Annotated in this window: 6 protein-coding genes; 4 read left to right on the plus strand and 2 right to left on the minus strand. The window is 61.1% G+C overall.

Annotation, left to right across the window (positions count from 1 at the left end; genetic code table 11):
• Nucleotides 1-31 precede the first annotated feature (31 nt).
• From AB870_RS23545 to AB870_RS23555, 3 genes are all read left to right on the plus strand, one after another.
• On the plus strand, nt 32-235 hold the full coding sequence (locus AB870_RS23545; protein WP_047909339.1) for a hypothetical protein: 204 nt from the start codon (nt 32-34) through the stop codon (nt 233-235).
• A complete protein-coding gene (locus AB870_RS23550; protein ID WP_047909340.1) occupies nt 232-1,884 on the plus strand; it encodes a hypothetical protein in 1,653 nt (550 codons plus the stop codon). The genes AB870_RS23545 and AB870_RS23550 overlap by 4 nt, the downstream gene beginning before the upstream one ends.
• 676 nt (nt 1,885-2,560) lie before the next feature.
• Nucleotides 2,561-3,949 (plus strand): purine-cytosine permease family protein, encoded by a 1,389-nt coding sequence (locus AB870_RS23555; RefSeq protein ID WP_047909341.1) that lies wholly within the window; start codon nt 2,561-2,563, stop codon nt 3,947-3,949.
• A gap of 142 nt (nt 3,950-4,091) precedes the next feature.
• Here AB870_RS23555 and AB870_RS23560 read toward each other — a convergent pair whose 3' ends face one another.
• A complete protein-coding gene (locus AB870_RS23560; RefSeq protein ID WP_047909342.1) occupies nt 4,092-4,466 on the minus strand; it encodes a type ISP restriction/modification enzyme in 375 nt (124 codons plus the stop codon).
• 1,086 nt (nt 4,467-5,552) lie between these two features.
• Here AB870_RS23560 and AB870_RS23565 point away from each other — a divergent pair.
• Nucleotides 5,553-7,940, plus strand: coding sequence for a tetratricopeptide repeat protein (locus AB870_RS23565; RefSeq protein WP_167362756.1), 2,388 nt, complete (start codon nt 5,553-5,555; stop codon nt 7,938-7,940).
• Nucleotides 7,941-8,747: 807 nt separating this feature from the next.
• Here AB870_RS23565 and AB870_RS25895 read toward each other — a convergent pair.
• Nucleotides 8,748-11,084 (minus strand): MORN repeat-containing protein, encoded by a 2,337-nt coding sequence (locus tag AB870_RS25895; protein ID WP_157112508.1) that lies wholly within the window; start codon nt 11,082-11,084, stop codon nt 8,748-8,750.
• Nucleotides 11,085-12,023: the final 939 nt, after the last annotated feature.

A 12,023-nucleotide genomic window follows, 5' to 3' on the forward strand; every position in this document is an offset into this window, starting at 1 on the left:
GACAGGGATTCGCCCGTGGAACCCGCCGGACATGACAGAGATCGAGAAAGCGCTGGTCCCGCAAACCGAACTCACCGCCCGGACCGACGCCCAGCTCGCCGACGAATTGGAGGCACGATATTTTGCGCCGCGGGACGATGTGCGTGTCCCGATCGCGCTGAGCGTGGATGCCGTGGTGGTTGACGCTGTGGGGGGGCTGATCGGCCGGCTGGCGAGCGCGGCGCCGCGCTCTTGAGCGCGCTGATCGTGCAGATCAGCGCGGGCTTGGAACAGGGCGGGGTGCGGCCCGACATCGCCTACGTCCAGGCCCGTGATATCGCGAGCTTGTTGGCATGCGGAAAGTTCCTTTCGGCGTATGAACCGCTGGTCACGCCGGATACAACTGGAGCGCAAGCGCCGCATCAGCAGGCCATCGCCGTGCGCATCATCCACGGCGCAGTTTTCATCCATACGACGGCGACGTTCAAGGACAACGCGGCGCCGAACCAGGATCCGCCCCGGTTGACGCAGGTCGTCGACCTGGAAGTGAAGCTCAGGAGCATGCCGGGTAGGTCGCGCAGCGTGGGGCGGCTCGAGGCAGAAGTGACCAAGGCCACGGTGCAACTGGCCCGCTCGTCTCGGCACGACGCGCTGATCGCAGAGACGAAGCGTCGACTCGGTGTGCCGGCCGCGGCGAGCAGTCGCTGGGAACGCCTGACGCGAGCGCTATCCAAACTCTTTGGCGACCGGGGCATTAGGTTCGTCGCGGGCAATGTGAACGATCTCACGGACCCGGCATTGCTCGCCCGCCCGGCCGGAATTGGCCTCAGCCTCGAGGGCATTGAGGACCCATCCTGGTTCGTGTGCGCAGAGCAAGCCTACGGGCACCGGCGCCATGCCGTAGCGAGCTACCGCAGCGACGAAGACGGTTACGCTTATGTCGTGCGCCGAAACGGTACGGAGGTGGAGGCCGAGACGCAACGGGCAGTCACTGACCTATGCGCGCGCATACTTGCCGCAGATCGGGCAACCCTGTTGCGCCTGGATACTTACGCAAACATTGGAGAACCCCGGTCTTTCTGCGGCGTGCCCGAGCTTGCCGATCGCACCTCTCCCCGGGCGACCCCGCTTCACCCCTACGCCTATGGCCGTGGCAACGAGCACGTCCGGGAGCTCGCAGAGCTCGGTGCCCAGAACGACGCGATGCTGCTCGACGCGGTATGCACCGCGCTGAATGGCGCGCTGTTCCCCGCTCCTGGCACGCACCGTCTTGTCATCGAGGTCGACGGTGAGGACATCGTGGACCAGCACTTGCTCAAGGCCTGCGAGGCGTTAAGCAATCTGGAGCAGCTGGCGCTGGCTAGGCCTCAGGAATTGGCGCCGTCCCTCGCCGCGTGGGTGACAGACTCCGGCTTACCGGGCCCCTGGCCGGATGAGCTTAACATGGCGGCGGTGAAAAGGGCCGTGGTCGGTAGCGTGATCGAGCGGATTAAGCAGGCGCTTCCCGACGACGTTGCTCTGCGACGGCAAGTGCTCGCAACGCTCGCTGGCGCGGACGTCGCGATGCATCGCGTCTGCCAAACGCATGGCCTGCCCACGTTTGAGAACGAGCTCGAGCGGCGCCAAATCACCCTCTCCGCCCGACGAACAAACCCGCGTCTGCTTGACGGTCCGGTCGATATCGCGTTTAACTCGTGGCAGCACACGCTCAGCCCGAACGGCCGGGTGTGTTTCGGCGACGAACCGAACAATGTCTTCCCGGCGCATATGCTGAGCACCGCGATGCTGTTGGCAAAGGCATCATTTAGAGTCACGAACGAGCACTCCAGACTTACCTCGGTCCAGTACGAGGCGCAGCTGGCGCTAGTCGTCGCGAGGAATAACGCCGCACAACCCGGGCAATGACGCCCCCGGTTGGCCGACCTCCGCGGCGAGGGCCGGCGTGCAGGTTGACGACCGTTCGACGCCTTGGCCGTTAACCGGAAATGAGGGGGAGCAGACGCTGCGTGAGCTGCCCCTGAAACTTCGCCTTCCCACCGCTCGAGGATAACCTCGACGCAAAGGAAGGGAATCAGGGATGGTCAAAGGACCGAAACAAATGTACACGGCAGAGTCCACGATGGCTCCGTCCAGCGCGTCAAGCAAGGCCCGGGCTTCATCTTAATGGGCCGGGAACGGGGCATGTCGGAGCAGACGCTTCGCAATTGGCTGAAGACAGACGCCGAAAAACTCGCTCTGGATTGGGTACAGAAAACCCAAGCGGATCACCGTCGATTCCTGCAGCGGTGCCCGGCTGATCCGGAAATCGCCGGGCAGGTCATCCGGGCAATGCGTGTTTGCGGGCAGTTATGGAGCGGCCCCACGTATCTGAGGACACGAGGACTCTCTTAAAATAAGGGATAGTCTCGTGCCTATCAGTCAGCCTAGTGATCACGTGGCGCCCGATCGACGCAAAGAACCTCCCGGCTTCGTTGTCTGGCCCATGTCGACGCGTTCGCGTGAGCGTCCACGCGAGCCCACCGGCACGGTCGTAGTTCCGAGCAAACCTTAAGCGTTGTTTCCCCGCGGTCAGGAGCCGAGTATGGAACGTACCGCTGTGCCCGTCGCGAACGTATCGCTGGTTGAGCGTCGCTCGATCGACGCCATTCCCGACGCCGAGCGCCACGGCCATCTATTCAGTCAATTCACCCTGTGGCTCGGCGCGAACCTGCAAGTCACCGCGGTCGTCGTCGGCGCGCTCGCGGTCGTACTGGGCGGCGACGTCTTATGGTCACTGGTCGGCCTGTTCGTCGGGCAGATTTGCGGCGGTGCGGTGATGGCGCTGCACGGCGCGCAGGGGCCGCAGCTTGGGCTGCCGCAGATGATCTCATGCCGCGTGCAGTTCGGCGTGTATGGTGCGATCGTGCCGCTCTTGCTCGTCTGCGTGATGTACGTCGGCTTCTCGGCCGGTGGAACGGTGCTGGCCGCACAGGCGGTCGCCGAACTGTTGCATGTCAGTCACGCCGCGGCGATTGTGATTTTCTCGCTGTTCGTGACCCTGCTCGCGGGGCTCGGCTATCGCACGATTCACGCGATGGGGCGCCTTTCGAGCATCGTCGGCACGCTCGCGTTCCTGTACCTGTTCGCGAGCCTGCTGAACGGACATGCGTTCGCCGCGCTGCTCGCTAACCGCCATTTCACGCTCGCGTCGTTCCTGCTCGCGATCTCGCTGTCGGCATCGTGGCAGATCGCCTACGGACCTTACGTCGCCGACTATTCGCGCTACCTGCCAAAAACCACGTCACCGGCAAAGACTTTTCTGGCAGTGTTCTGCGGCACCGTGATCGGCGCACAGGTGTCGATGACCTTCGGCGTGCTGGCTGCAGCGCTCGCTGGTGATCGCTTTTCGGGGCATGAGGTCGCGTTCATCGTACAACTCGGCGCAACAGGAGCCATTGCCGCGGTGCTCTATTTCACGGTTGCGCTCGGCAAGCTGACGGTCACGACGCTCAACGCATACGGGAGCGTAATGTCGGTCGCGGCTATCTTGACCGGCTTTGGCGGTCGGTGTGAGATATCACCGCGCACGCGGCTCATATTCGTGCTGCTGAGCGTCGCAGCGTCGAGCGGTATCGCACTCGCTGGTCAGCACGATTTCCTGAAGGCATTTTCGGCGTTCCTGCTGTTCCTGCTCGTGTTCTTCACGCCGTGGAGCGCGATCAATCTTGTCGATTACTACTGGATCACGCGCGCGCGTTACGACGTGCCGGCGCTGTTCGAACCGGACGGGCGCTATGGGCGCTGGAACGTGACGGGCCTTGCTGTCTACGTGGCCGGCGTACTTGTGCAGATGCCGTTTGTCGCGACCGGGTTTTATACGGGGCCGTGGGTCGACGCGCTGGGGGGCGTGGATGTGTCCTGGATCGTCGGCATCGTCGTGCCAGGCCTGCTGTACTACGCGGTGTTGCGCCGACCGCACCGGCGCGGGTGATCGACTGCTTCACGCGCGAATCGCTCGGCTGGCATCTCGTTTCACTCGCCAGCCTCGGTGAATCATACATCCTTGATCCGATTAAAGACCTTCGCCCCATTTGCCCTAACTGCATTCGAGGATCCACCGACCCGATCCACCATCAGCGCCAGTTGACCAGCCCTTGCTTTGTGCATGGGTGGTAAAGGCCTGGCGTCAGGCAACCGGTCGCGAGTGGTAAGCACCGAGCTGTCGCCAGTTCCTGCTTCGACGCCCGCGTCCCACTGATGTGCGTGCGGTCGGTGTCAATAATGTCGTCCACTTTGGCGTCTCGCGCCTTCTTGTCCGGTCCAGCGTGAGCTTTGTTGAAACGTGCGACTTCGCGGTTGTAGAAGGCGATCATGCGGCTCATGTTCGCTGCCATACCATCTTTTGATGCGTTGTAGCACCAGGACTCTCTCGCCGTCGTAACGCCCTGCGTGAAGTTGTGAAACAGTTTTTTGTTATCCCTCTGGACCGGACCCCCTTTCGTAGACATCTACGAGCCATCATTGACGGCCACCGAAGCGCTCAGTATGAGCGGCGAGCGGTATGCAAATGCGTTCAAGACTGAGGCAGTCAAGCAAGTCACCGAACGCGGACACTCGCCGGCGTGGTGACCGTCGCGCTCGTGCCGATTTTCTGGCTGATGAGCGCGCCTACGCGTGCGCGCCGACACGCGAATGCGGCCGGGCGCATCCCGCACGCGCGCCGCTTTCGCCCCGGCTTGCCTCGATGCGGTGCCCGTCAAGTCGCCCACCCACCGACCCCGTCTGCCCACGCTCGCCGTGAGCGCTGTACGCCGCGCGCGCCATTGCGCGCTGAAGCGCTCGGCGGAGGCAATTTCAGGTATTCACCGGAGTCCGGCCGGGCCGAGGACGCTGACAATGTCAGGTGTCATCACGGCCTCCGCCTCGGCATCCCAGATGCGGCGCTTTTTCGCGAGCGCCGCGCGCGCGGCCCTGAGGAGGCGTCGTCCGGTTGTCCCCGCGCGAGAGCGCGAGCGCTAAGTCGAAAACCACCTTGGCGTGGTGCTTTTGAACCAAGCGCCAAGCACAGGCGTGGCATGCCTACGGCGTCGGTGTCCCGCCGGCGCCAATCCAGGACACCGACGGCCCGGGTGCGAAACACGCCATTCGCATAGGGCGCACCGCACGACGCCGAGGTTGGCAATGTACTGAATGGGGGTGACGACGCCTAGCCGAGGGGGCGCCGGCCTGCCGGCGATCGGCGGTGCCCCCGAGCCTTGCCCCCGGTCGTCGCCCCGCGACGTTCAGGCGTCAATAGGAATACATGACAGTCCCGCCGAGACCGCTATGGAATGCGCGGACGACCATGCGCAAAATGCTCCGCCCTAATATCATAGGCGTGCAACCCGTCCATCTGAATAGGTGAACGCTACCGCCTCCGAACACTCGCAGCGCGCGCGGCAAGCGGCGTACGGAACTCGGGACGAGCAGGAAAGAAGCGCCGGCGCATGCGCTTTTGCGTCGGAATACGCATGTTTTGGCGGCACGGGGGAGAAGGGTGGCGGCTCACCGTGGGGGCCATCGAGCTCACGAATGCTTGTACAAGGAACTTTCTTATGACCGGTGGTGTTCACGGGCTCACAACTCACGCCGCCTCTAACGCCCCTCTCGTACCCGGAAATCGTCCCACGGACATCGATGCCGCGCTGAAGGCTGTTAACTTCGACAATGAGCAGGAAGTCAGGGAACTCCATCGGAAAATGTCAGACCAGATGGGAACGCTGGAGCGCTTTTTGGACTGGGCCTTTCACAACGGTGAGCAACGCAAGGCCATGGAGGCCTTCGCTACCCTGGCGCTTTGCAAGGCCGCCGATGACAGGCGGCAGCGGACTGACTTGATTCCGGGAAGCCGTAAAGACGCACTGACGACGTTGGCCGCCTGTATCACGTCCACCGGGGAAACCGCGCTGGTGCAAAGCCTGGACGACAACTATGCAGGCAATGGTTTCGCAAAATGGCTCGCTTATCCCGATCGACTTTGTATGGCCGGCCATGTGCACCGTGCACGAGTTGCTCCCAACGACGCGCAGGACGCGCAGAAGGCCGTGAAATACTACGGCGAGGCCGCAACACTATACGAGAAGGCGGATCGGCACGAGCAGGCGGCAGAGTCCTCCGCGGCGATCGCGGATGTCCACACACGCGCGGGTGCGTACCAGCAGGCCGTGGAAATCTACAGCGAGCTCGTAACAGTCCACACGCAGGCGGCCCGGCCGGTGCATGCCGCCGTCTTGGCGGCCCTCGGGGATGTTCACACGCTGCAGGGTGAGCATGAGAAGGCCGCAAGCGCTTACAAGCAGGCGGGTCGGCCCGAGCTGGCTCAAAAAGCTTTCGAGGCGGCCGCGCAAGCCCACATGGAGACCGCAAAAGTCCATGCGGCGAACGATTCGGTGGAGAAGGCCGCAGACGCCTGCGACGCGGCGGCGCGATGCTACCTAGAGGCGCGGGTGCCCGGGAAGGCCGCCCAAGCCTGGGACGCGGCCGCGCGACTCTACACGGCGATTCATTTGCCGGAGAAGGCCGCACACGCCTATGAGAAGGCCGCAGAGGTCTACATGCGGGCTGGGAAGTACGAGCTGGCCGCAGACGCTTACCACGCGGCCGCGGTAGCCTACAAAGACGGTGGTTTGGCCGAAAAAGCCTCACAAACGTACGCGAAGGCCGCACAAGCCTGGATGGCGGCCGCAGACGCCTACCTGCGGGCGGGTGAGCGCGCGCACGAGCGGGCTGCACAAGCCTACGAGAAGGCCGCCAGAGCCTACGTCGGGGCGGGTCCGCTCGTGCCGGCGGCAGACGCCTACGTCAAGGCCGGACAAACCTATGCGGGGAATCGTCAGCCTCGCCTGGCCGCAGTGGCCTTCGGGCTGGCCGCAAGAGGCTACGCAGAGGCCGGTTTGGACGAAAAGGCGGTAAAAGCCCGCAGGATGGCCGCAGACGCCTACGTAAAGGCCGGGCAAGCGTACGGGGGGAATCGTCAGCACGATCTGGCTGCCGACGCCTACGATACGGCCGCAAAAACCTACCAGTTCATGGGTGCGAAGGACGAGGCGCGTAACGCCTTCAAGATGGCCGGGCAAGCCTACGAAAGCGCGGCAGCAGCCTACGCGGCGAATCATCAGCCCGATCTGGCTGCCGAGGCCTACGATAAGGCCGCCAAAGCCTACGAATCGGCAAGACAGCCGGCGCTGGCTAAAGCAGCCTCACAGCGGGCCGCAGACGAATATGAGAAGGCCGCAGACACCTTTGCGAAGGACCACCAACACGGTGAGGCCGCAAAAAACCGCATCAAGGCCGCAGACTCTTATCTACGGCTGGGGGAACTCAAGAAGGCTATCGCCGCCTACAAGGGGGGCGCGCAAGCCTACGGAAGGGTCGCGCAGGCGTGCGAGAAGGAACATCAGTACAGTGCGGCTGCAGAAGCTCACGAGCACGCCGCCGAGGCCTACAAGCGGCTCAGTTGGTACGTGTCGACACCAGACGTTTCCAGGGCGGTCGCAGACGCTTACAAGGCTGCCGCAGCCGCTTACCAATTGGCTGGCGAGCACGAGCCGGCCGCCGATGATTACAAAGCGGCCGCCGACGCTTATCGGGAGATTGGCGAGCACGAGAAGGCCGCAGATGCCGACAAAATGGCCGCAAAAGCCTATTGGAGCGCTGCAGCCGATGCAGGGGCATTGGGTCTGAATGGTCTGGCCGCACCCGCCTATGACAAGGCCGGTGCCGCCGACACGCGCGCTGGAGAACACGCGCTGGCCGCCAAAGCCCACGAGGCGGCCGCGCGCGCTTACCGTGACGCGGGATTGCCCGAGAAGGCCAAGGACGCCGCCACGCGGGCGGCGGCAGCGTTGGTGCTCGCGGCGGCAAACCCACCCATCGAGAATCCGGACGTTATCGGCCCAGAGGCGACACCGCTGCACCGAAATGACAGGAGCGTGGAGTGGTAGCGAGTCAGGGAGAAGGGCAGTGCGGCGCCGATAGCGCCGGTCGATGCTGATCTGTCGTGGACCTTCTGCCCCCAAGGGCCGGCATACAGGCGTACGCGCTTGGCGTGCGCCCCGCCGCACACGACCACCACCCAGCCGTTTTTGCCCGAGTCCCCGAGGGGGCGACGGTAGGAAGTTTGCCAATATGGCACTCACGATGGCGCGCCCGGTCCTCCGTGAGCGAGTGATCGAGCCATGCCGGTGAGCGCGGCCCGCCGTTGGCGATCCGCCGCGTCATGACCTGGTTGCGCCGGTTCATGTCGTACCGGCAGACGTGGGATCGGCGCTGCCAGTTCTTGAGGAAGTTCCGGGTGGGGTCTGACGCGCGTGGCGGCTTTGCCCCCTGACTTACGGCTCGGCGTCTCCGCGGTCGTTGAGCAGCGTGTCAGCGGTGGCAATGCGAGCGCGACGGCGCGTGACGATGTCGTGGGGCCTGCTCGTTAGCGACGCGGCGGGTGGCGTGAGGTGCCTTGAGGGCGAACAGCGGTGCCGGCACGGCTTGGGAGCAACGCGGACCGCACCGTAGACGCCCAGGTCCCTCGAAGCCAGCATTTGCGCCGCACAGCGCCTTGACGTTCTCGTCGCTCCGCCCCCGAACCAACGTCGCGGTGGCCGCATGACAACCTCCTGTCAAGAGGCTTGAGACACGGGGTATCGCGCGCCGTGTGCCAGGGCACGACAACCCTCGAGACATTTGCCTGCCGCGACTCTCGGCAAGGCGCGGGCATCGCGGTTTGGGTTCCCCCCGCGGTGGCCCCCCGCCGCGTTTCAAATTTCACTAATCAATTTACTGCCCGATTTACTGCCCGATTCCTGGAGCGATGCAGCTCCCAGAATCTCCAACTCTCGTTTTACGATTTTGGAGAAAGCGCACGCCAGCAGTCCGTCATGGAGTGACCATTCTTTGTCAGCTTTGATCGCAGCTAAATTGGTTTCCAAGTTTTCGAAGTCGACGCGAGACAGGAGGGCATTTTGCATATCCGTGTCGTGGGGGCACAACTTCTTGCTATATTCCTTGAGAACCTCTTCGATAGGCTTGCGGGGAAACAGTTTTTCTGCAAGGTGTGTTATTTCCGAGAGTCTGATTATGGTTCCTGTCTGAACGTTTTCAATGACTTTCATATCTCTTTTATGTTCACCATGACTCAGAGTCGGCGCACCTATATTTTTCAATTCTGCATTAAAAGCATGCTCCATCAGCTCGTTGCGAAATTTATTGTAATATAACAAGCCGGAGTTGCCATGCATTTGAACGGCTTTATTCTTGAACACCGCCATCCAGCTTTCTATCGTGCAATTTCCGGAAACTTGAAAGGTTTGGTGCACAGTCCGGTAGTTAGGCTGCGCATCGTTTTTTTTGGGAGGCGCCTTGCTTTCATTGTGAAGAATGATATCGTAAAAACCTTTAACATCAAGTTCCTGGCTATTTACAAATATGTCATGGAGGTAATGAATTTTAGCGGCATCGTAATAAACGGTCAGGCGCGTTTCGAATTTTCTGGTATTGACAATGTTATTGTGATGTTCCAAGCCATCTCCGGAGTTGAAGATGGTAACGGCGTAGCGCCCGCCGTTTGCTTTGGGCGGCAATACTTCAACTTTTATCGAATGACGGGGAATAAGTGGGGTGAAGAGTATGCCATTGCCACTAAATTCCATATTCTTTTCCCACGCAGGCGAGCGGTCCTGTCGGTGGCAGAGCATCCATTGGTGGGCTTGATCGACAAAACCGAGCATGGCTTTCCGATAGCCGGTATACTCGTTAGGGCTTAGGTTGGTATTGAGCGATATATTGTCGGTTTCTTTTGCGATGTGAAGTATGGCGATTTCGGCATACCCACTCGGCGAACTATTGGTAGCGCCCAGCAACATTTGATGGAAGCAGTCGAAGTTTTCTTTGCCTTCGGCGATTTCGATGCAATGCTTGTTCTTTAAGGTTACGTCGATTTTTACACCATCACTGTTGTGAGCTACTCCCTTGCCTCGCGCCACGCCTTCAATCCACGTCCCTTCGAAGCGACTCCCATCGCGCAATACCTGGATGCCCGGCCCGTTCTTTTTGTCCGATCGCCACTCTCCCTTGTAGTGAGTCCCATCCGGATCAGTCTGGCTGCCCGATCCATGCCGAAGGCCATCAATCCAATGTCCTTCATACACGGTTCCATCATGAAAACGAAGCTCGCCGTAGCCGTGTGGTTTGCCGTCTTGCCATTCGCCTATGTACATGCCTGCCCCGGCGACTTTCGCGCGAACACGTTTTGAGGGTAAATCGAGCGTCAGAATTAACGATTTTGCTCCGGAGCGCGTAACATAATCTTGGTGATTTTCTGCGCTTGCGTAAGGCAATATGTTTTCAAGTTTAATTAAATGGTGTTCTGATGTCGATCGAAGCTGGCAATAGTCCTGATCAAGAAAATCCATCTCGTCGTCGTGAAATTCGGCGCCCGACAGGTAGGTGTCATGCAAACATTTATGTAAAGCTGTTATGGTTTCTAATTGACTTCTAGCGTCGGCAATGGTTTCCCTTACATCTTGAACGTCTATCGAACGACATTTGTTTATCATGTTGAAACATTCTTCTAGTGATTCATTCACATCTTTTTTGACGGCTTGATACGCGATTTTTGCCGCCTCGAACGCAGCCATGTTGGTCGTGCATGTTTGTGTTCTTCGGGAAAGCGCTTTTAGGTTTTTTGTAAAAATTTGTGTTTTATGGTTGAAGTCATATTCAACTTGATTCCGTTCACGAGCGTGAGATACACTTGCCGGGTCATCTGTGATGCCCAAGTGTTCGTAAGCCATGTGGGATGCCAACACGTTGTCATGCGCCGCTCTCAATTCGTCAAATTTTTCTCTGAAATCCATGAGAATAAAAAACGCTTCATTCTCTTGTGGCGGTATATCGTCGGCGGGCGGAAGATCGTAGAGTTTGATGGCTTCTATTTCGGCATTTTCATACCGGCTTTTGGCAGTTTTATACTGCGCAAATGATTCGCACAGTCTTTCATGTTGAGCTCGGCGGTTTTCTTCTACCGTAGTGTCATTTGTCGGGCCGCCCTGGGACAGTTGTTGAGCGGCTGCGAGACTTATGCTGTCTGTGATCACGGATCACCCCTTTGGATGGCGCGGGGGCGAAGGCCCGCGTGTTGTCGTGCTGTGCCAGAGCTCACTGCCGGATGCCCGGCGAGCTCCCGGCGCGAACCTTGCAAGTGACTTGCCTACGACGCGGCGGCTTCGGCGCGACAGCTCGGTCGCGGCGACTGGGATGCCGTCTATTGTCGGCATGATCGGGCCGCGCAACTTCGGGCGAACACCTGATTTTGGCGGTGGGCAGGCCGGTGCCTGGGCAAGTGCCGTCGTCAACGCTCGGGAGTCCAGCGGGGAAACCGGGAGCGGGTGGCGGCGAGTCGTGTCCGGCTTATCCGGATCCGCCCGCGAACCAGGCGCTTGCGGCTTTCCCAGCGGTTTGTTCGGTCCTCGCGTCGGCCCTCGTGTCGGCGTTTGTGAGCCCGTCCTGCCAGCAAGCCTTCATGCCGTTCTCTGCGGCCCACGCGGAGGTTAATACGTCCGGTGCCGGCCCCCTCACGGAATTTTTGAACTGGCCTGTTCGTCTCGTCAACGAGGCGTTCATCGAATCCGTGGCTGCCCGTCGTCGGGTTGGAGTAACGCACTAACACGACAAGGCGGCGACCCGGCGCGACGCGGGCACGACCGAAAGCGGAACTTATGGTACGCGACACGCAGTGAGGTCACCTCATGGCTCTGACGAGGCGGCGGTGCAACGGCGCTGGCGTTGGCATGGTGAGCGCGGATCGCGCTGGCCCGCGCCCACGGCGTCCAGAACCCAGCGGTCGCCGCGAAACCGCGGGTCACTGAGCCAACGGTGCCGACGCCGCGTGGGCACGACGGGGGAACCGGAAGGGCAGGGGCTACTCGACGCGTGTGCTCGGATCGATCGACGACGCACGGCGTGACACGCCGGCGGGCGCCCGCGATGCAAATGCGCCTCGCGCCGCGTGCGCCGTTGTGGATCCGGCGAGCCTT

Source organism: Pandoraea faecigallinarum, assembly GCF_001029105.3.
Classification (GTDB): Bacteria; Pseudomonadota; Gammaproteobacteria; order Burkholderiales; family Burkholderiaceae; genus Pandoraea; species Pandoraea faecigallinarum.

Coding starts and splice junctions, on each gene's coding strand:
- AB870_RS23545 (WP_047909339.1), top strand. CDS start 32: ATGACAGAGATCGAGAAAGCGCTGGTCCCGCAAACCGAACTCACCGCC.
- AB870_RS23555 (WP_047909341.1), top strand. CDS start 2,561: ATGGAACGTACCGCTGTGCCCGTCGCGAACGTATCGCTGGTTGAGCGT.
- AB870_RS23560 (WP_047909342.1), bottom strand. CDS start 4,466: ATGTCTACGAAAGGGGGTCCGGTCCAGAGGGATAACAAAAAACTGTTT.
- AB870_RS23565 (WP_167362756.1), top strand. CDS start 5,553: ATGACCGGTGGTGTTCACGGGCTCACAACTCACGCCGCCTCTAACGCC.